The organism is Exiguobacterium antarcticum DSM 14480 (genome assembly GCF_000685865.1).
GTDB classification, from domain to species: Bacteria; Bacillota; Bacilli; order Exiguobacteriales; family Exiguobacteriaceae; genus Exiguobacterium_A; species Exiguobacterium_A antarcticum.
The window spans coordinates 441183-461621 of record NZ_JMKS01000003.1; the positions used below are offsets into that span (position 1 = coordinate 441183).

18 protein-coding genes and 1 tRNA gene are annotated in these 20439 nt (G+C 46.0%); all 19 read right to left on the bottom strand.

The genetic code is table 11. The annotated features are described in order from the left end of the window. Nucleotides 1-61: 61 nt before the first annotated feature. Nucleotides 62-1402 (bottom strand): glutamyl-tRNA reductase, encoded by a 1341-nt coding sequence (hemA, locus tag P404_RS0103315; protein ID WP_014970931.1) that lies wholly within the window; start codon nucleotides 1400-1402, stop codon nucleotides 62-64. Nucleotides 1403-1605: 203 nt separating this feature from the next. Next, nucleotides 1606-2778: an AI-2E family transporter gene (locus P404_RS0103320; RefSeq protein WP_051004090.1), complete on the bottom strand. Its 1173-nt coding sequence runs from the start codon at nucleotides 2776-2778 to the stop codon at nucleotides 1606-1608. Between the two features lie 13 nt (nucleotides 2779-2791). Beyond that, nucleotides 2792-4240: a glycosyltransferase family 2 protein gene (locus tag P404_RS0103325; protein ID WP_014970933.1), complete on the bottom strand. Its 1449-nt coding sequence runs from the start codon at nucleotides 4238-4240 to the stop codon at nucleotides 2792-2794. Then, nucleotides 4227-5249, bottom strand: a complete 1023-nt coding sequence (locus tag P404_RS0103330) for a HEAT repeat domain-containing protein (RefSeq protein WP_026829961.1) — start codon at nucleotides 5247-5249, stop codon at nucleotides 4227-4229. The genes P404_RS0103325 and P404_RS0103330 overlap by 14 nt, the downstream gene beginning before the upstream one ends. Then, entirely contained in the window at nucleotides 5246-5998 is a 753-nt protein-coding gene (locus P404_RS0103335; RefSeq protein WP_026829962.1) for a response regulator, read from the bottom strand. Before P404_RS0103335 ends, P404_RS0103330 begins: the two co-directional genes overlap by 4 nt. Then, on the bottom strand, nucleotides 5999-9046 hold the full coding sequence (locus P404_RS0103340) for a hypothetical protein (RefSeq protein WP_236624276.1): 3048 nt from the start codon (nucleotides 9044-9046) through the stop codon (nucleotides 5999-6001). A gap of 152 nt (nucleotides 9047-9198) precedes the next feature. Beyond that, nucleotides 9199-9780, bottom strand: coding sequence for a ribosome biogenesis GTP-binding protein YihA/YsxC (yihA, locus tag P404_RS0103345; RefSeq protein ID WP_012371013.1), 582 nt, complete (start codon nucleotides 9778-9780; stop codon nucleotides 9199-9201). Nucleotide 9781: 1 nt separating this feature from the next. After that, the gene (gene lon / locus P404_RS0103350) at nucleotides 9782-12091 is read right to left on the bottom strand and encodes an endopeptidase La (RefSeq protein ID WP_026829964.1); all 2310 of its coding nucleotides are present in this window, start codon (nucleotides 12089-12091) and stop codon (nucleotides 9782-9784) included. Nucleotides 12092-12162: 71 nt separating this feature from the next. Beyond that, nucleotides 12163-13428, bottom strand: coding sequence for an ATP-dependent protease ATP-binding subunit ClpX (gene clpX / locus P404_RS0103355; RefSeq protein ID WP_014970937.1), 1266 nt, complete (start codon nucleotides 13426-13428; stop codon nucleotides 12163-12165). Nucleotides 13429-13661: 233 nt separating this feature from the next. Next, nucleotides 13662-14954, bottom strand: a complete 1293-nt coding sequence (gene tig / locus P404_RS0103360) for a trigger factor (protein ID WP_014970938.1) — start codon at nucleotides 14952-14954, stop codon at nucleotides 13662-13664. A 109-nt stretch (nucleotides 14955-15063) separates the two neighbouring features. After that, entirely contained in the window at nucleotides 15064-16074 is a 1011-nt protein-coding gene (locus P404_RS0103365; RefSeq protein WP_236624277.1) for a hypothetical protein, read from the bottom strand. Between the two features lie 20 nt (nucleotides 16075-16094). Beyond that, nucleotides 16095-16616: a hypothetical protein gene (locus P404_RS0103370; protein WP_236624279.1), complete on the bottom strand. Its 522-nt coding sequence runs from the start codon at nucleotides 16614-16616 to the stop codon at nucleotides 16095-16097. A gap of 105 nt (nucleotides 16617-16721) precedes the next feature. Next, nucleotides 16722-16795: transfer RNA gene (locus tag P404_RS0103375), tRNA-Arg, on the bottom strand. Between the two features lie 67 nt (nucleotides 16796-16862). Beyond that, nucleotides 16863-17369: a metallophosphoesterase family protein gene (locus P404_RS0103380; RefSeq protein WP_026829967.1), complete on the bottom strand. Its 507-nt coding sequence runs from the start codon at nucleotides 17367-17369 to the stop codon at nucleotides 16863-16865. A 6-nt stretch (nucleotides 17370-17375) separates the two neighbouring features. Beyond that, nucleotides 17376-17972, bottom strand: a complete 597-nt coding sequence (locus P404_RS0103385; RefSeq protein ID WP_026829968.1) for an XTP/dITP diphosphatase — start codon at nucleotides 17970-17972, stop codon at nucleotides 17376-17378. Further along, complete coding sequence (gene rph, locus P404_RS0103390) at nucleotides 17969-18721, bottom strand: ribonuclease PH (RefSeq protein ID WP_026829969.1); 753 nt, start codon at nucleotides 18719-18721, stop codon at nucleotides 17969-17971. Before rph ends, P404_RS0103385 begins: the two co-directional genes overlap by 4 nt. Further along, nucleotides 18712-19527: a glutamate racemase gene (gene racE / locus P404_RS0103395; RefSeq protein ID WP_026829970.1), complete on the bottom strand. Its 816-nt coding sequence runs from the start codon at nucleotides 19525-19527 to the stop codon at nucleotides 18712-18714. The genes rph and racE overlap by 10 nt, the downstream gene beginning before the upstream one ends. An 84-nt stretch (nucleotides 19528-19611) precedes the next feature. Further along, entirely contained in the window at nucleotides 19612-19875 is a 264-nt protein-coding gene (locus P404_RS0103400; RefSeq protein ID WP_012371023.1) for a phosphocarrier protein HPr, read from the bottom strand. A 65-nt stretch (nucleotides 19876-19940) separates the two neighbouring features. Continuing rightward, nucleotides 19941-20396 carry an acyl-CoA thioesterase gene (locus tag P404_RS0103405; protein ID WP_026829971.1) on the bottom strand — a complete coding sequence of 152 codons (456 nt, stop codon included), beginning with the start codon at nucleotides 20394-20396 and terminating at the stop codon, nucleotides 19941-19943. Nucleotides 20397-20439: the final 43 nt, after the last annotated feature.

Consider the following 20439-nt stretch of genomic DNA (forward strand, 5'->3'; position numbering starts at 1 on the left):
AATAAAGGGGCGGCACAAGTCCGCCCCATGCTTTTCTATTGTAACACAATTCGCTTTATGTTCATCGGTTCACAGCTTTCCGTTCGACTGGCGTTTCTTCTTGTAAAACGGCTTCTTCCGCCGCTCCGTCAAATAACTCCTCGTCTAAGGCAAACGTATCCATGAATTGCGCAATCCGTTGCTCGGCATCCGGTTTTGCCGCTGCATCTTTGATGTACGACAATGGTTCCCGAAGCAATTGATTGATGATCGACTTCATGTGTTTTCCGATGACGGTTTTTTCACGGTTCGTCATGTTGGGCAACTTCCGCTCCAAGCTTTGCATCGTCTCTTGTTGGATTTTGAGCGACTGATCACGTAGTTCCGTGATGATCGGGACGACACCAAGCGTTGTGAGCCAGCCTTCGAATTCTGCGATTGCTGCTTCAATCCGTCGTTCGATTTTTGCTGCCTCTTTCATCCGCTCTGCCATGTTTTGTTGGACGATTGATGTTAAATCATCGACGTCATACAAATGAACACCAGGCAGGTCACCTGCTGTCGGCTCGATGTCACGTGGTACCGCGATATCAATCAACAAGAATGGACGATCACTCCGGAACAATTGTGCAGCAGCAATATCTTCACGTTTGATGATTGCCCGCTTCGCTCCGGTTGAAGAAATAACGATGTCAGCCCGAAGCAGACCGCATTGCATTTCATTAATTGAATGTGCTGATCCTTCGAAACGATTCGCCACTTCTTCGGCTTTTGCGAGTGTCCGGTTAAACACAGTGATATCACGTGCCCCGGCCTCGTATAGATTGAGGGTCGTCAACTCACCGGTCTCACCTGCACCGATGACGACAATCGACTTATCTTCAAGTGAACCAAGTAACTGTTCTGCTAACGTCACGGCAGCTGCACTGACCGACACCGCATTTTCTCCGATTCCTGTTTCAGCGTGCGCTCGTTTCGCAAGCGTGACGGCTTCTTTAAACAATTTGTTGAAGACCGTTCCTGTCGTTTCGAGTTTTTGCGCCGTAAAGAAACTTGTTTTTACTTGACCCAGAATCTGTGTTTCACCGACGATCATTGAATCCAGACCACTCGTTACTCGGAACAGGTGTTTCATGGCGTCGAAACCTTCATGAATGAACAGATACGGTTCCAACTCTTCCATCGTCAACCCAAACCAGTTCGCAAGAAAACGTTTTGTATAATAACGACCTGTATGCGGTTGATCCGTGACGACATATAATTCCGTCCGATTGCACGTCGAGACGATGACGCTTTCGAAAATGCTTTTTTCGTCACGTAGCGCAACGACCGCCCCTTTCATCTCATGTTCCCCAAATGAGACTTGTTCGCGGATTGATACAGGCGCCGTCTTATTATTTAAACCGACAACTACGATATGCATGCGCTCTACCCCTTACGTCCAAAGATTTCATTTTCATCTATCTTTCGTTCTCTACTCTACATTATAACCATTATAAAAAAGATTCCAATCAATTTATAAACTAAAATGAGTCGAAGTTGTGAAAACTTATCTTCTTACCATATCCCTCTCCGTGACAAAGCACAAACCCTCTGCTTTTCGTATCAACAGAGGGCTTCCTTTTTCTATTTTTTCGAATCGATGATGATAGAGGATTCGTCGGTCTGTAAATCAAATTTCTGTTGCCGCAGCTGATAAATCCGGGCGATGTTTTGGACAACGACTTTGGTGACGGCATACGTCGGCACGGCTAGAATGACACCGATGATTCCGGCGATTTTTCCGGCAACGAGCAGGACGATGATGATTGTCAACGGATGAACTTTCAAGGTTTTCCCTTGAACGTACGGAGAAATCAGATTCGATTCAATCTGTTGCGCGACGACAATCGTGACGAGCGCATACAGCGCTTTGATCGGATCATCGATGAATCCGACGATGACGGCCGGAACAGCACCAATATATGGTCCAAGATACGGAATGATGTTCGTGACCGTACAGAACAGGGCAAGCAACAACGCATATTGAATATCAGCGATGAAAAATCCGATCAGCGACATCAGTCCGACACATAACGAGACGATGACTTGACCATTCACATAATGTTTAACCGTGATGTGCATATCATGAAGAATTTTTCGTGTTTCGGTCTCATAATTTTTTGGTAATAGCTTGACGATGGAATCCGGAAATTTGTAGCCATCCAGCAACATATAGACAAGGATGAACGGAACAAGAACGATGATCAGAACGGTTGAGGAGATGACGCCAAAAATCGTTCCGACAGACGTCGAGACCGATTTGAACAATGTGCCGATGTAAGACGTCGCTTCATTCGTCCATTTATCAAATAAATCGGTATTCTCATGGACCCAGTTCGAGATGAAACGATTGTTCATCAATTGATCCCGTAGATTCAGTGTCTGGTCCCGAAGTTCGACGACTAGATTCGGAATGCTTGTCACAAAATCCGTAACTTGCTCGACGAGAATCGGTCCGAGTGAGGCGACCACAATCGTGATGACGCCAAGAAACCCAAGTAGGACGATCAAAACGGCGAGCCCCCGTTTTTTAACGCGCTTTTGAAGCATGTCGACGATGCCAAGCGTAAAGTAATAAAAAATTCCGGCGATGATTAACGGCGGGAAAATCAAGGCGAGCATGACTTTAATCGGTTGGAATAAAAATGAGATTTTTGTTCCGACCCAAATCACTAGAAAAATAGTCAGAATCCAAAGCAATGCTTTAAACCATTTGTTACGAAGTAAATCCACGAACAGTCCTCCTACAATTTTCATCTTTTGATCTGTCTCATCCCGTTTTTTCGTCTGTTTTTTCTGAGACGACTTCATCCAATCGTTGTCGTTCCATTTTACCCCATTGTCCCCGTCCCGTCATGAACTGAATTAATCCACCAAGTTTAAAGAAGACAAGGATCGGGCGGTACCAAAACGATTCCGTCAACGACCACAGATATAACCGAATCAGTTCTTTGACGTTCTTAAACCGGTGCATCGTCCATTCTTCAAGTAAAACAGCTCCTGCTGATAATAAGGAACCATATAACAAGGCAACGGATAACAAGACGATTCCAAACTCAAAGTTGAGTGTGCCGACAAGCAGATTGAGCGGGATGATGAAGTAACCAATCAGTTCGACGATCGGACCAAGCAATTCAATCAAAAAGAAGTATAACATCGAAACACTACCAACAAATCCATATCGCGGATTACCAATCATTCGTTTATGCGTCCATAAGGTCTCGGCAAGTCCACGGTGCCAACGTGTCCGTTGAGAACGAAGGACTTCCATCGTGTCCGGTGCCTGCGTCCAACAGACTGGTGACGGGACATATTCAATTCGTTTGTTGATCTCATTTTCTTTCATGTACCGGTGCAGACGGACGACAAGCTCCATGTCTTCTCCGACGAGTCCTTCTTTATATCCACCAGCTTGAACGACAATCGATTTTTGGAATAAACCAAATGCACCGGACACGATCAATAATAAATTGAAGCGACTTAATCCAAGCCGTCCAAACAAAAAGGCCCGGAAATATTCAATCATCTGCATCAAGACGATCCGTTGTTTCGGCGTCCGGATTTCGACGATTTCGCCTCCTTCAATCGTGCAGCCGTTGACCAGAAAAATCGAGCCACACGTCGCGATGACGTCTTCATCGGACTCAACAATCGGCTTCATGACTTTCAGTAATGCATCCCGCTCAAGAATCGAGTCGGCATCAAGCGAACAAAAATACGGATAACTCGAGTAATCGATTCCGGCATTCAACGCATCCGCCTTTCCTCCGTTTTCCTTATCGATGACGATCAGACGGGCATCGATTCGGGAGCGATAGACGTTTTTGATTGGCTGTGACCCAATTAGGATCCGCGGAAAACGTAATTCCTTTTCTAATTCATAGGTCTTAAACAACTCATCCATCGTCCCGTCACTTGACCCATCGTTGATGACGATGACTTCATGTTCCGGATAATCGAGTGCAAGTAACGCCTGGACACTCGTGACGATCGTGTATTCTTCATTATAGGCCGGAACCAGGACACTGACGGGTCGCGTATAGAGCGACCGCATCAAGGGAAGGTACGAACTTTCCTTTCGCCGAAATCGCTGTTTGCGGACCATCTGTGCCGAGATGAGATACAGCGACGAATAGAACAGGATGACGAGAATCATATAAATCAGAACGGTCCACGATAACACATCAATGATTTTTTGAATCGTTTCAGATGACAACATGTTGTTTCATCTCCTTTGCTAACCGTTCCGTTGCTTTTTGTTTGGCATAACGATCCGGATGATCCTTGGCGACAAGCGCCAATTGTTCGAGACCACCACACGCAAGCAGTGCGTCAAAGGCAGCGGTTCGTACCCACCAGGAACGACTTCCGACAAACGGTAAGATGTAGACGAGGGCTTCTTGAGGTGCCACGTTTTCTAAAAAGCGCAGGGCTAACATCTGTTCCACCCAACTCGTCTCCTCTTCTAAATACGGGGTATACAGTTGCCAATCTTCTTCAAGTCCGATCCGTGTTAATGCGCGAAGCGCTCGCTTGCGAATTTCCGGGTTCGCCTCTGTCGTTTTTCTACGTGCCAACTCCACGTATTGCGTCTCATCACGATCATAAATCAGTTGGAGAATCGCCATCTGAAAAGATTCTGTCAGGCTGTCAAACTCTTTCACCCACAGCGACAAATCCTTGCTTCGTCCCACTGCCAGGACGGCACCAAAAAAACTGATTTCATTGGTTTGCTTGGCTTCTTCGATTGCCAAGTCCGGGGCAATCGAGACTAACGTCCGGACGATGACATCTTTTTCTTCTTTCGCCAATTTTTTGTTTAACTTTTGGTGAAGTTCTTGCGCAACCGGTCTTAACCGAAATTGTGCAATCGCTTCGTAGGCGTTTAAGCGACGATCAATGCGGCGATGCTGGATCTGCTTCTGATAATAAGGTAATAACTTCGCCTCGACATACTGAGACATCCGTTCCTGATGCGAAAGCGTTGCCGTTAAGTTCGTTAAAGCAAACAGCTCTAATTCAACTAAATCTTCGTTTCCAGGTAGGATTCGTGGCATCTCCGTTTGTTCGCCTGTCGCAAAATCATAAAGTTGATCTTGAAACTGACGTTGCCATGCGAGACGTGCCTCTTCTTGATTTACTCGTTTTCGTTTTTGAACAACGAGATATACCAAAGCTCCAACTTGAAGTATAACTAAAAGGACGATGAAAAATATAACCCACCTCATCCGCGTACCCCCTCAAGCTTGTTGACCCAAGCCCGGAACTCCTCGACTTTGAGCGGAAGTGTCATGATACCATCCACACCACGTTCAATCGCCAGAACATGATCGCGTTCCCGATTGTATATCGAAATCATGATGGCATGGAACGGGACAATACTTTCGGACTTGGTACGTAACAGCAACTCCAGACCGTCGGCACGAGGAAGTGCTGAGGAGAAGACAAGTAGGTACGGACGAGACGCCACGTGTTGCTCGAAAAATGTTTCCGCTCGTTCATAGACGGTAATCGTTTCAAAACGGTTTGCTAATTCTCGTTCAAGTAGACGTTTCAGATGGGGGTTGTCCGTCACGATTGCTACATCAACGACACGCCGGACCCGTTTATAACGTACAATCCGGTCGAGTAAAATGTCTTTTGTTAAATCTATTGGCACGACTTCCCGTGCATTTTCAAGCAAATAGAAAGAACGGTCCGAGAGGTTCGGATTGAGATAGACAACCGGAATCTTTTCTTCATCAACCGGTTGACTGGCGAGAACGACATCCGCATAAGAAATATCCGTTTGCGTACAATATCCGCCCTCAATCAGATCATTAACCGTTTCCGGCATCAGTCCGATCGTATGAATAAACACGACACCTGACGTCGACACGTTGACGTCATCTTCGGACGAGACATGCGTTGAGCTCGTTTCTTCATCCATCGGTTCCATTGACGCATTAATCAGTTTCCACATCTCTTCGCGACGCATTTACTTCACCCCTTCTTTAAACGCTTTACGCATCGTCTGATAAACGGGTTTCAATTCTTCCCGTTGTTGCGGATTCGTCCATTCGGACCAATTGTAAAAACCTCGGTCTTTTTCTGGTATACGGGTGGATCCGATCTGACCGGTCACTTCAATGCCTTCCGTCACCATCTTCGCTTCGAGTCCCTCTTCCCAAAAATCGCCGATGATCTCATGTTTGCTTGGATCCCGCATGTTGAGTACCATCCACGGAATCCGCAATTCAATCCGTGACTGTTGGAGATCGGAAATATCCGTCAAAATACTATCTGGTTGTCCTTCATGTAAGATGCCGGTATCCCATTTAATGGCTGGCTTGATGATTTTTTTCGAGACCGGATCACGCCTCGCGTAATCGAGCATCTGATAGATCGGATTAAAGTTTCCACTGTTTTGTTGATCCGATGGCGGGGTCACCATCTCAAATGTTTTTTTCAACCCATAGTGATACCGGAAAATATCGTACCGTTCATCCACATCAAGCCGTGCTTGTTGATCAATCGTCAGTCGATATTCTGCCCCTTCTTCTAGCATCAACTTACCTACTTGAAGGTTTCCATCATTCGGTTTCGTCGACAAGGCAATCGTAGTCGGCTCAGCCTTTTTACGATCGATTCGGAGATAGAGATACGCTTCGTCTGACGTCATATAGATTGCCTGTCCGTCGTTTTCGGCGATTGGAGCATAGCCTTTCCAATCCTCCATTTTTCCATCAATCATGATATCTGCCCGTAAAAAACCAAGCATCCCGAAATGTTGTTCACTCGTTTGGACATTTGACCAACGTGGACGTGTATCGGCATCATCATAATCCATCGTGTTCCACGTCCGTTTGAACCATTCATCTTGCCAAATGAAGACCAGTCCACCCGCCATCTTCGTGTCGACGATGTCTTGATAGAGTTGCGCGACTAATTTCCCTTGCTTGTCTTCACTGACATGCCCTTGGTCAAATCCGTTTGGTCCCAGATGTGTTTTTCCACGCGAACTCGGAATCCCGAATTCCGACACAAGAATCGGCATATCATGATAGTCTTTCATCCGTTTTAGATACCGGCTGTACGATTCTGATCCCGTATCACTCTGACGACCAAATTCTTCTTTGATGAATGATGGATAATATGGATAAATATGATAAGAAGCAAACACTCCACCGGCAAAGTTTTTAGTTGCCTGGATATGATTGAAGTCAATCGAAACCAAGTCTTGTTCTTCCTCGACTTCCTCCGGGTGGGCGAGTGGGTCCGTCGTCGGCCAGTTCGTCGCACCGATCGGTCGTGTCGTTTTGTACGTGGCGAGCTCATGTTGTGTCGCGACATCCATCCGACCCGCTAACCACGATTCAAATGGAGATGCTTCGTTTGTCGTCGTCACGTAACTTCCTTCATACCGAAGTCCTTTATTTTTTTTGTTCGTCTCCATGACTGCCTCCGGTAACCATTCGATACCAAAAACAAAGGCAGAGACATATTGTGAGACATCCGATGTATACGTTCCTGAAGCATGTCCGACCACGTCCTTGACGACAGCGTTACCATGAATCACATCGACCATCCTTTTTGCTTCCGTGTCTGTCATCTTTAAGAACTTGGGTTCAAAGGCATTTTTTAATTCTTCGAACGGTTGTTCTTCGACCCACATGCCTTGCATCAAATAAATTGGTACTTTCGCCGATTCATTATAGGCTTTTAAGGCATCGTAAAAGGCGGGTGGATGAAGCGTATAAATCCGAATCGTGTTGACCCCCATCTCACCAATCTGTCTCAGCCAACGATCGTACTCATTTCGGCTGATGGCATGTTCACCCGGAAAGGCACCCGGACGTCCTAATCCGACGTTCACACCTTTGACGAAATACGGCTTCCACTTACCATCTTGATACATTTCAAGTGTATCTTGTCCAGAACGGGCCCGTGTCCGGACCATCTGATCGTTTACTTTCGTTTGCGCTAACGGTTTGACTTGAACAGCTTGTTGTTTCAAGATTTTAGTCTCTTTTAAAATACGACTGAGCGTTGGCGTATAGATTTTCCAAAAGAACGCCGATTCACTGTCTGCACTGTCCAAGATGAATTGTTTGCGGAACCAGTCGAGTCCGGCATATCGATAGTAACGTGGAATGTCTGCTACATCGGTGTAATCCCCAGCAAAATAATGACCACTCCCTTGTTTGACGTAAGCCGGAAATTCAAGTGGTAATTGCCGTTCCCGTAACATCGCTTGCGTTTTTTTCGAAGGTTGCCATGAAAAATGAGCCTGCTGTTCTCCTCCGTCAAGTTCTAATACTTCAAACCAATAGTTATAACGAACTTCATCTTTTGCTTGCCCTTGGTTTTTATCCCATTTATAAAGGAGTGGAGTATCTTCATTGACAAAAAAGACTTCTTCCGTCGAATCATTGATGAAGACGTAACCCGGACCCGATAATTTAAAAGTCTTGTCTTTTGACTGAAGCTTCAATTTACTGACGACCGTTTCATCCAAACCTTGTAACTTCGTCAAATCCGGGAAAAATCGACCGATCCAGCCCGTCCATGCCGTTCCAAACAACTGACGAAAGGCGTTCGAGCGATCTGCTGGTGTCGGGCTAGCTGCTGTGTTGAATTCTGCGACAACGGGTTTCCCCTGTGAAATCGCATCTGTTGCGAGTGCCACATCTTCAGTCGTCAATCCGCCACGATGTTCTGTTTTGCCGTCTACCGCGTAAGATTTGCCATACGTATCCGTGAACAATAATAGATCTGCCGCTGCTGCTCGCTTCAGCATCTTTTCCCCTTGTGTCCCGTCATACCGATTGATGTAATCGGTATATGTATAATTCTCTCCGTCATCCGTACGAATCTTGAGATGGTTAAGCAACCAGGTCGTTCCTGCATGCTCCCGTTGTTGGTTACCGACAGTATAATCAAACAGGACGATGTTTAATGTCCGTTCTTTTTGCAAAAACCAAACAACTACTGGGACCAGAATCAAAAGACCGATTAATAACGCAATCCACTTGTATCGTTTCATCCGTACACACCCTTTCCTGAGGTGATTCATTTTTTCTATTGTAACTTGAATTCAAGCTGTCGCATATAATGGAACCCGTTTTTTCTGAAAGGAATATATTGGATAAAAAAAGAAACCTGCTCCACAAGGAGACAGGCTTCTTTTACGTGCAATCACAAATGACGATAAATCGCTTCCCATGCTGCATCGACACCTTCGCCGGTTTCCGATGAAAAAGGAATGAACGTATCTTGACCATCAAACTGCAACTTGCGTTTAATGGCTGCAATTTGTTTGTCACGTTGACCACGTTTGATTTTGTCGAGTTTCGTCGCCACGACGATGACCGATAAATCATAGTATTTCAAAAAGTCATACATGATGACATCATCCGCCGAAGGTTCATGGCGGATATCAACGAGTAAGACAACACCCTTTAAGATTTCACGAGTCGTGAAATACTTTTCCATCATCTTGCCCCATGCTTCTCGTTCTGTTTTCGAAACTTTCGCGTACCCATAACCCGGTACATCAACAAACATGACTTCATCATTGATGTTAAAGAAATTCAACGTTTGTGTTTTTCCTGGTTTAGATGATGTACGCGCGAGTGCCTTTCGCTGGACGAGCTTGTTGATGAACGACGACTTGCCGACGTTCGATCGTCCTGCGAGTGCTACCTCAGGAAGGAGTGGTTCCGGATAATGCTCCGGATTGACACCACTCGTAATAAAATCTGCTTTATAAATTTTCATGTTACTCTCCTTTTAATGCATGTTCGAGCACTTGGTCCATCGTCGCGACCGGAATGAATCGAATCCCATCCCGGACCGTTTCTGGAATTTCATCAATATCACGTGTATTGTCTTGGGGCATCAAGATCGTTGTCAGACCAGCCCGGTGAGCAGCTAACGACTTCTCTTTTAAACCACCAATCGGCAAGACACGACCCCGTAGCGTAATCTCTCCGGTCATCCCGACGTCTCGCCGTACCGGACGTTTCGTCAACGCAGAAATCAGTGCAGTCGCAATCGTAATGCCCGCCGAAGGACCATCTTTCGGGACGGCGCCTTCCGGAACATGAATATGGATGTCTTGTGTCTCATAGAAATTCGGGTCAATCTTAAACTCTTCTGCATGGGCACGAACAAAACTATATGCCGTCTGTGCCGATTCCTGCATGACGTCCCCTAGTTTACCCGTTAACTGTAATTTCCCTTTACCTGGAGCAAGGCTCACTTCAATCGTCAGCGTGTCGCCCCCAAATGCAGTATACGCTAAACCGGTCACCGCGCCAATCGTATCTTCTAGTTCACTTTGACCGTAACGGTAAATCGGTTTGCCTAAAAAGTCGGATAAATTACGTTTCGTGACAGTGACGCGTTTCTTTTCACCCATTGCGATTTGTTTCGCAGCTTTACGACAGAGGGATCCGATGACACGTTCCAAACTCCGGACACCCGCTTCGCGTGTGTACCGGCGAACGACTTCTTCCAATGCATCCGGCTTGACCGTCAATTGGCTTTTTTTCAATCCATGTTCCTTTAATTGTTTGGACAACAAATGCCGAATCGCAATTTCTGTTTTTTCTTGTTCCGTGTAACCACCGATTTGAATCAGTTCCATTCGGTCAAGCAATGGTCCCGGGATGTTCGAGACATCGTTTGCTGTCGCGATGAACAAGACGTTTGATAAATCAAACGGCTCTTCGATATAGTGGTCGGAAAAACTGTTGTTTTGTTCCGGATCAAGGACTTCAAGCATCGCGGAAGAAGGGTCTCCACGGAAGTCATTGGACATCTTATCAATCTCATCGAGCAGGAACACGGGATTGTTCGTCCCCGCTTGTTTTAGGCCACGAATGATGCGTCCAGGCATCGCTCCGATATACGTCCGCCGATGACCGCGGATTTCCGCTTCATCCCGGACTCCACCAAGTGAAACACGAACGAATTTCCGTTCGAGCGCTGTTGCGATCGAGCGGGCAAGTGACGTTTTACCGACTCCCGGAGGACCTGCCAAACACAAAATCGGTCCGCGTAACGAATCCGTTAACTGTCGTACCGCCAAGTATTCTAAAATCCGCTCTTTGACTTTTTCTAATCCATAATGATCTTCGTCTAGCTGCTCAGATGCCGCCTCGACATTTAAGAAGTCATCGGTTGCTTCATTCCAAGGAAGCGAGAAGAACCATTCGAGATAGTTCCGAATGACGCCATGCTCTGGACTCGTCGCCGGCACGACAGCCAGTCGGTTGATTTCTTTTTCGATGTTGATGACGGCCGTTTCTGACAGATCAAGCATCGCCAGTTGTTCTTTGTATTTCACAGCATCACTTTCTGCCGAGACTGCTTCTCCACCGAGTTCTTGCTGAATCGTCTTCAGCTGTTCCCGAAGATAATACTCGCGTTGCGACTGTTCAATCGTCTTTTTCGTCCGCTCCCGCATTTCGCGTTCAAGTTCGACGACTTCATATTCATGTTTCATGACGTCGAGCAACATGACCCCACGTTCGACCGGATCATTTTCTTCTAAAAATTCTTGTTTTTTCGCAATATCAATCGGTAATTTAGAGGCAATATAATCCGTCAGCGAATCGAGGCGCTCATACGTTTCAAAACGGCGGCGTTCGTCCGTTCCGATACCTTTGATCCGCGACACCAATTGACCAAATTGTTCTTTGATCAGACGAACGAGCGCTTCTTGTTTCGCCCCTTTGATATCTGCCTTTTCAATCGGTTCGATGTTCGCCTGGTACCCTTCATCCGTTTCCGTCACGTGATCAATCCGGACCCGTTCCTTACCAATGACACGGACCCGCACTGTATCATTTCCGAGCTCACTCATTTTTGCAATCTGAACAAGTGTACCAATCGTGTGCAGACCATCCACCGATGGTTCTGCTTCCGGATCCCGCTGCGTAACGACGACCAAATCAATTTCATGTTCTTTCGACGCAAGCAATGCTTTTAGTGAGACAGGACGCCCGACATCAATCGTCAATCCGATTAAGGGGTACGCGACAACGCCACGTAGTGGTAATAATGGATATTGTTTTGTCTTCATCAAAAATCTCCTCCTAAACAAAAAGACTCGGAAAGGCGTACAAGTAGCCTCCGAGCCGATTTGTCACGGTGTTACGCCGTTTCTTTTTCTTTCCCTTGTTCAATTGTACCATCTTTCAGCTCAAGCGTCGGACCGCGCTTTCCAGTCAACGTTTCCGCTGTGATGATGACTTTCGCGATATCTTCACGGGACGGTATTTCGAACATGATTTCGAGCATCGTTTCTTCGATGATTGAACGTAAACCACGTGCACCGGTTTTCCGTTTAATCGCGAGTTTCGCGATTTCAACCAACGCTTCATCTGTGAAGTCGAGTTCGACATCATCCAGTTGAAGCATTTTTTTGTATTGTTTGACGAGTGCATTTTTCGGTTTTGTTAAGATTTGGACGAGTGCATCCTCATCAAGTGGTTCGAGTGTCGCCATGACTGGTAAACGCCCGATAAACTCCGGAATCAATCCGAATTTCTGTAAATCTTCCGGTAAAGCAGCCGCAAGGATTTCTTTTTGTGTCAAGTTACGGTTCTCAGAATCGTTTCCGAATCCGATGACCTTTTTACCAAGACGACGTTTAATCGATTGGTCGATCCCGTCAAAGGCACCACCAACGATGAACAAGATGTTCGTCGTATCGATTTGAATGAATTCTTGATGCGGATGTTTCCGGCCACCTTGTGGCGGAACGCTTGCAACTGTACCTTCTAAGATTTTCAGAAGGGCTTGTTGTACCCCTTCACCTGAGACATCACGTGTAATTGACGGATTCTCAGATTTACGGGCAATTTTATCGATTTCATCGATGTAGATGATACCTTTTTCTGCTTTTTCGACATCATAATCAGCAGCTTGAATGAGTTTTAAGAGAATGTTCTCAACATCTTCCCCAACATATCCGGCTTCCGTCAGACTTGTCGCATCCGCGATTGCGAACGGAACATTCAGAATACGAGCCATCGTTTGTGCGAGGAGTGTTTTACCACTACCAGTCGGTCCGATCATGACGATGTTCGATTTCGATAACTCGACGTCATCCGCACGGCCACCTGCATTGATCCGTTTATAATGATTATACATCGCGACAGATAATGATTTTTTCGCTTTTTCCTGTCCGATGACATAGTCATTTAAAGTCGCACGGATTTCATGCGGTTTCGGTACGTTTTTTAGTTCGACTTCTTCTTCTGTACCAAGCTCTTCTTCGACGATTTCGTTACAGAGTTCGATACATTCATCGCAAATGTAAACGCCAGGTCCAGCAACAAGTTTGCGCACTTGTTCTTGTGTCTTTCCGCAGAAAGAACATTTTAGCTGACCTTTTTCTTCGTTAAATTTAAACATAAAGGTCCACCCCTTTAACGTGGAAGTTGTATAGATCTGTTTCGCATCTATTCTCACGTTTTACTATTTATGATTGTAGCATGAACAAGGAAACTCTTTCAAATCTTGGAGGAGCGTTTTACAGTTTGATTTGAAATTTAAAATTTTCTTTGTCCTTGTTTGACCTATCGTACAAAAAAATCGACTTCAAGACCAGAAATTGGGCTTGAAGTCGATTCGTTCGGTTGGTTTGCTTATTTTGCTTTTGCGTTGTCAACGAGAACATCGATTGCTTTACGGAATTGAAGATCACCTTTAAGTGTATCGAGTCCGCCTTGTGGAGCAAGCATCGTTTCAAGTTGATCAGCAGGAATGTTGTAGAGTTCAGACATTGACTGAAGTTCAGCTTGTGCTTCTTCTTCTGTCACTTCAATCTTTTCATCTGCAACGATTTGTTTCAGAACGAGACGTGCTTTGACACGTTCTTCTGCTTGTTCTTTCATTTCAGTACGCATCGCTTCTTCAGTCGTTCCAGTTAACTGGAAGTACATGTTGAGGTCGATACCTTGTGACTGAATGCGTTGTGTGAATTCTTGGACCATACGCTCAACTTCGTTTTCAACCATGACTTCTGGAAGATCAACTGTCGCGTTTTTCGTCGCTTCTTCAACCAACTCATCACGCATTGAAGCATCTGCTTCTTGTTTGCGTGTGTTTTCAAGACGTGTGCGGATTTTTGTTTTCAACTCATCAAGAGAAGAAACTTCTTCGTCCATTTCTTTAGCGAACTCATCTGTCAATTCAGGAAGTTCCTGAGCTTTGACTTCATGAATCGTTACTTTGAACGTAACTGGTTTTCCAGCGAGTGATGCTTCATGGTACTCTTCTGGGAAGGTTACGTCGATGTCTTTTTGTTCGCCTGTTTTTAGGCCAACCATCTGCTCTTCAAATCCTGGAATGAAGTTTCCAGAACCGATGACGAGTGAGTAGTTTTCTGCAGTACCGCCGTCGAATTGGTTTTCCCCATCGAAACCTGCGAAGTCGAATACGACTGTATCGCCATTTTCGATAGCGCCCTCTTCTTTAACGACGAGCTCTGCGCCACGCTCTTGCATTGTTTTGAGTTCAGCATCGACATCTTCGTCTGTAACGTCTGTTTCGACTGCTGTGTACTCAAGACCTTTGTACTCACCAAGTGTAGCGTCCGGCTCGATCACGAATGTGATTTTGAACGCAACTGGTTTTCCTTTTTCGAGTGTTTCGACGTCGATGTTATCAAGCGCGATTGGCTCGATTCCTGATTCGACGACTGCACCTTCGATTGTATCTTGATATAAGATATCAAGTGCATCTTGGTAAAGTGCTTCTTCGCCGTACATTTTGTTAAACATTGTGCGTGGCATTTTTCCTTTACGGAAACCTGGTGTGTTCAATGTCTTGACGACTTTTTTGAACGCTTGGTCTACCGCTTTATCAAATGCTTCAGCAGGCGCTTCATACGTGAGAACGCCGAGGCTACCTGATTGTTTTTCCCATTTTGCAGTCATGCTGAGTCCCTCCAAAAATGTCAATTAGCGTACATGTGTGTACAACAAGTCACATTATAGCACAATCTTTCTTAGGATTACCACTGTTGAACGAGGCAATTACCTTGAATTACTGAAGTAAGGCCTGCTCATACATCGTTCCCTCCGGCAGTAATAAATGGACAGCCCGGTAAATCTTTTGCGCCTGCTGCCCAAGACCGCCTGGTGGCATCTCCGAGACGAAGTCCAGTTCGGCTAGTTCTTCAATAGCGTCAAGCCAGTCGTCGAGAGGTTCACTGCGATCGATCCTTTCGTCAGGAAAGAGGATTTGATACCAGTTCATGAATAAAATCGCCTTAAAGGGATCCATCCGTTCTAGAGCAAATGCTGCATCAGCAAAACGTTGTAATTGATCCGTCTGCGTTTTCATATAAACTTCAAGTTGCTCGGCGTGATCAAACGCCATCCATATATCGAATGCTTCATTTTCAACATACAGTGGATACAAGCGTTCGTCTCTCGGAATTTGGCCGAGCAACAAGTGACTGACCAATACACTCTGATGCTGTACGTCACGACCGGTTAAATAGTCACTCGCTATATACTTCGCCAATGACGGATGGTTCACCAAAGAGGTTTGCCCAACCCCTCGCATTTGTTCGACGATCGTACCGTGCCGATACAGTTCGATCCACTCTTCTTCCGTCAGGTCCCCTGACGGTTTCCCTTCTAGCTGGAGATAGGCAGAGTCATCCGTTTGTTGTTTCGCACGTAATGTTTTTTTCCGGAACTGAGCCACTTCTTCTAGTTTCAAGGATAATCCATAAGGGAGGTAAGGAGAAGCTGTCCGCAGCGCAAGATCAAACGAATAACGTTCTCCCCTTTCATACATGAATATCGCCATGACTTGCTCGACACCGTCCAACCGAAGATACGGTTCGACGACTGCCGAATACGATTCGGTGCCATCCTCCATCGCTAAATAGGCTTCCTGAATCGTATAGAGGAGATACAACACATCATCTTCTGACGCCAATTCTGATAACCGACCTACTTCGATTGCCAGCTCTTGACGATTTAATGCGGCGAGTCGTTTTTGTTCGATTGCCAACGGCTGTTCCATCCAACGTGATTGATGCATCATCATTCCACCTTTGTTGATTACTTCGTAAACGGATCAAGTAACGATGTCCAGTTCGAAATCGCTTCTTGTAGCTGACCCGCTTGTTCAATCCCCATCTTGTTTAGTGTATCGAGCGACACGTCGGCTTCTAACAGGCGTGTGATATCTTCTGATTGGTTGACGTATTGCTCTAATTTCTCACTGAGATTCTTTAGTTCTGCTGGCGGACTTTCTAAGCCGGCAAGTCGCTCATCGATTTGATTCAATTCTTCGTTTAATTGTTGGACGGTCCCGTCATTTTTCAGCTGTTCGATTTGCTGGTCGAGGGCTTGTTCCGGATTGGCGGAGTCACGCGCTTCAGTTGCCGCTTGATCCAACTTTGCAGATAACTCGGATGTCACCTTTGACGTATCTTGGGCAATATCTTGTAATTGACTAGCGTAATCCACGCTATTTTTAACATCCGTCACTTGTTGTTTCGCATTGTCCACTGTATCTGTAACCTCACTACATCCAGCTAACGCAACTGTCAGCAGCAGGATTCCACTCATTCGTTTCATCATCTCTTTCATCCCTTTCAAGTTCATGATACCTTAATTATACATGATAAAAGTCCTAAAAAAAAGAGACCTCCCTCGTAAGGGAAGTCTCTATTTTAATTATAGTGTCCCAAGAGGGATTCGAACCCCCGACCGACGCCTTAGAAGGGCGTTGCTCTATCCAGCTGAGCTATTGGGACGTGTCAACACGAATAAACTATACTAAAACAATTCTTTCGTGTCAATCACATTGGTAAAAACTATTTTTTAAAGTGTCCCGTCAAAGTGTAAAGCATTGATCCGTTCACCTGTCGTATCGTAAAAATCGACGATAAAATCGGATCCATCCAGTGTCAGTAAGGCGTATGTCTTTTCTGGACGATGACGTGGCATCCGAATCGAACCTGGATTGATGAACAGTTTCCCATCTCGTTGTTCTGCCTTAGCGACATGCGAATGTCCGTATAATACGATTGCCGCATCTTTTTGGTCCGCATGATGGACCAATTGATCCAAACTGTATTTGACGTCTTGACGATGCCCATGTAAACAGAGGACCCGGTAAGCACCTAAGTCTTCGATTACTTCATCTGAAAAATCGTTTCCGTAATCACAATTTCCTTTGACGACGCGATAGGGATATAACGATTCCGAATCTCCCGTCAGCTGAGAATCACCGCAATGAAAGGCAACATCTGCTTCTTGGTGGCGGTTGAATATCGTCAATAGTTCCTGATCGAGACCATGGCTGTCACTTACGATTAACGCTTTCATCTAAAATCACTCTCCCAAAAAAGTAGTTAATGCCGCTTCAAGTTTTCGCAATGCTTGTCCACGATGGCTGATGGTCGCCTTTTCACTTTTCGTTAATTCGGCTGCCGTCTGATTTAATGACGGAATGAGGAACAACGGATCGTAACCAAAACCGTTTGTCCCTTTCGCTTCAAATCCAATCTGCCCTTCCATCGTCCCGCGAACGGTCAAGGTTTCGCCCGACGGTTTTGCAAGTGACAAAGCACAGACAAAACGAGCTGTTCGTTGTTCTGCTGGTACGTGTGCTAATTTTTTTAACAATAAGGCATTGTTCGCCTCATCTGATTTGTTTTCGCCTGCAAAACGTGCAGAATAGACGCCGGGTGCACCGTCTAACGCATCGACTTCAAGACCAGAGTCGTCCGAAAGCACAGCATGACCGAAGTAGGACGCGGCCTCAATTGATTTCAGTTCAGCATTCTCTTCAAACGTCGAGCCGGTTTCTTCCGTTTCAGGAGCCGAATCGTAATCGAGTAAGGACTCGACCTCATAGCCGAGCCGTCCAAGCATCGTCTTGAATTCGTTTACTTTACCAGGATTTCTGGTCGCGACGATAATCTTCATCCGTGCTCCACCTCTTCTCCGACGTACCACCAGGACGCTCCTAAAGCTTGTTCAGCCGCATGGAGCAGTTCTTCAATACCCTTTTCCCCAAGTTCGAGCATATCGAGCATTTCTTTTCGAGAAAACGTTGCTTCTTCGCCCGTTGCTTGTAATTCAACGATCTTACCCGACGAGGTCATGACGAGATTCAAATCGACATCTGCCGCAGCGTCTTCTTCATAACAAAGATCAAGCAACAAATCCGTCCCGACTTTGCCGACCGAAACTGCCGCGATGCCTTCCTTGATTGGTGTATCCGTTAACTTCCCGCTTTGAATCAGTCCATCCACCGCTAAGACGAGTGCTAAAAAACCACCCGTGATTGCAGCCGTACGTGTCCCGCCATCTGCCTGCAACACGTCACAGTCAATCCAAATCGTCCGTTCACCCAATTTTTCAAGATTGACGACAGAACGTAACGCCCGACTGATCAAACGCTGAATCTCCATCGTCCGTCCGGTTTGTTTTCCTCGGACCGACTCTCGACCGGTCCGTTGCGCCGTCGCGCGTGGTAACATCGCATATTCGGCATTAATCCATCCTTGACGTTTCCCGCGTAAAAAAGGCGGAACTTTTTCTTCGACCGTCGCTGTACATAAGACACGCGTATCTCCGACTGAAATCAGAACGGATCCTTCTGCGTGTTTATTAACACCCGTCTCAAAATGAATCGTTCGCATGTCTGCTTGTGCTCTTTGATCTAAACGCATTTTTCTTCCTCCGTTCCTAACACTAACCGTTCGGCTTGAATCGGTTGATTCAACCAGTCACTCGCAATCCGTTCAAAAGACCGTGTATCTCCCGTCGCATGGTAGACATGTTCCGGGACGGTGTCATGTGCTGCTGTGATTCCGTTGTAATCCAGTAAGGCACCGACTTCAAGCGCCGTCTCGTCCCCAGAAGAAATCAATTGGACATTCGGTCCGATGACTCGTCCAATCACTTCTGCCAGTAGCGGATAATGGGTACAGCCTAAAATCAACGTATCCATGTCATAGGCGAGCAACGGTTTTAATGTATTGGCGACGACACGCTCGACATACGCTCCGGTTGTCTGTGAGGACTCAACGAGTGGAACGAATGGCGGACAAGCCAGTGATTCGACGACGACCTGCCCTTCGACGTGACGCAAGGCTTTTTCATACGAGTTACTTTCAATCGTCATTTTTGTGCCGATGACACCGATTCGTTTCGACCGTGTGACTTTAACTGCTGCTCGCGCTCCCGGATCGATGACGCCGATGATTGGAATCGACAACTTTTGTCGTGCTTCTTTTAAGACGACCGCCGTTGCCGTATTGCAGGCGATGACGATCAGTTTGACATCTTGCGCTACGAGGAAATCAATCATTTCCCATGTAAACTGGCGAATCTCTTCTTCTGGTCGAGGACCGTACGGACACCGTAATGTGTCTCCGACATATATGATTTGTTCATGGGGAAGCTGACGCATCAATTCCCGCGCCACGGTCAATCCACCGACCCCAGAATCTAATACTCCAATTGATCTGTTCACGTTTTCCCCTCACCTTCCTCTCTCATATGGTAACAAAAAAGGACGACGGTGCAAGACCGGCGTCCAAGAATGTACGATAAAGGATTACTGAGCAAGACCTTCGCTTGTCAGCATATCTGAAAGAGTCGTGATTGCTTCAGAAGCATCGTCACCGTTTGCAACGATTTTGATGTCTGAATCTTTTGCGATTCCGAGTGAAAGAACACCCATGATCGACTTGAGGTTAACAGTCTTTCCGTTGTATTCCAAGTTGATGTCTGATTGGAATTTAGAAGCTGTGTTGACGAGTTGTGTTGCCGGACGAGCATGAATGCCTGAATCCGCGATGACTTTGAATGTTTTTTCCATGATTAAGAAATCTCCCTCCACTAATAACGTACTAGTGAGTCGTTTTCGAATATGTGAACTCATTATCAAATGATAACGGATTCGAATCGATTCTGCAAGGAATTTTTATACGCTTCATTCCAAGCAAACGCATTCCCGGAACGATCAATCTGCACCATCGAGGTCCGACCGGTGAACATCAATTCATCCTGTTCGCTGAACGCGGCATAATGGACATCACACGAGGCTGTTCCGACCTGAACCGGGTAAGCATAGACGGCGAGACGCGCCCGTGGATAGACTTGACGGATGTAATTACACTGGGCATCCGCAACGACGACAATCCCGTCGTCTGAAAGCGAATAACCGGTTTCTTCAAGCATCAACGTTCGGACATCCTCAAAGTAGACGAACGGGACACGGTTGTTCATATGTCCATAGGCATCCGTTTCTGCAAACCGGACCGCAACATCAAGTCGCGTGCCATGTTTCATTTGTTCTAACCATTGATCGAGATCATGAATATAACTAGGTACACGCACGGAAATTTCCTCCTCTAAAAATATAAAAAGAAGGAGCAAGGCC

Bases quoted from the DNA above. Each gene is read 5' to 3' on its own strand.
- P404_RS0103385 (WP_026829968.1), bottom strand. From the start codon at position 17,972: ATGAAGATTATCGTCGCGACCAGAAATCCTGGTAAAGTAAACGAATTC.
- rph (WP_026829969.1), bottom strand. From the start codon at position 18,721: ATGCGTTTAGATCAAAGAGCACAAGCAGACATGCGAACGATTCATTTT.
- P404_RS0103400 (WP_012371023.1), bottom strand. From the start codon at position 19,875: ATGGAAAAAACATTCAAAGTCATCGCGGATTCAGGCATTCATGCTCGT.
- clpX (WP_014970937.1), bottom strand. From the start codon at position 13,428: ATGTTTAAATTTAACGAAGAAAAAGGTCAGCTAAAATGTTCTTTCTGC.
- hemA (WP_014970931.1), bottom strand. From the start codon at position 1,402: ATGCATATCGTAGTTGTCGGTTTAAATAATAAGACGGCGCCTGTATCA.
- yihA (WP_012371013.1), bottom strand. From the start codon at position 9,780: ATGAAAATTTATAAAGCAGATTTTATTACGAGTGGTGTCAATCCGGAG.
- tig (WP_014970938.1), bottom strand. From the start codon at position 14,954: ATGACTGCAAAATGGGAAAAACAATCAGGTAGCCTCGGCGTTCTCACG.
- P404_RS0103365 (WP_236624277.1), bottom strand. From the start codon at position 16,074: ATGCATCAATCACGTTGGATGGAACAGCCGTTGGCAATCGAACAAAAA.
- P404_RS0103340 (WP_236624276.1), bottom strand. From the start codon at position 9,046: ATGAAACGATACAAGTGGATTGCGTTATTAATCGGTCTTTTGATTCTG.
- P404_RS0103320 (WP_051004090.1), bottom strand. From the start codon at position 2,778: ATGAAAATTGTAGGAGGACTGTTCGTGGATTTACTTCGTAACAAATGG.
- P404_RS0103330 (WP_026829961.1), bottom strand. From the start codon at position 5,249: ATGAGGTGGGTTATATTTTTCATCGTCCTTTTAGTTATACTTCAAGTT.
- P404_RS0103370 (WP_236624279.1), bottom strand. From the start codon at position 16,616: ATGAAACGAATGAGTGGAATCCTGCTGCTGACAGTTGCGTTAGCTGGA.
- P404_RS0103380 (WP_026829967.1), bottom strand. From the start codon at position 17,369: ATGAAAGCGTTAATCGTAAGTGACAGCCATGGTCTCGATCAGGAACTA.
- P404_RS0103325 (WP_014970933.1), bottom strand. From the start codon at position 4,240: ATGTTGTCATCTGAAACGATTCAAAAAATCATTGATGTGTTATCGTGG.
- lon (WP_026829964.1), bottom strand. From the start codon at position 12,091: ATGAAGACAAAACAATATCCATTATTACCACTACGTGGCGTTGTCGCG.
- P404_RS0103335 (WP_026829962.1), bottom strand. From the start codon at position 5,998: ATGCGTCGCGAAGAGATGTGGAAACTGATTAATGCGTCAATGGAACCG.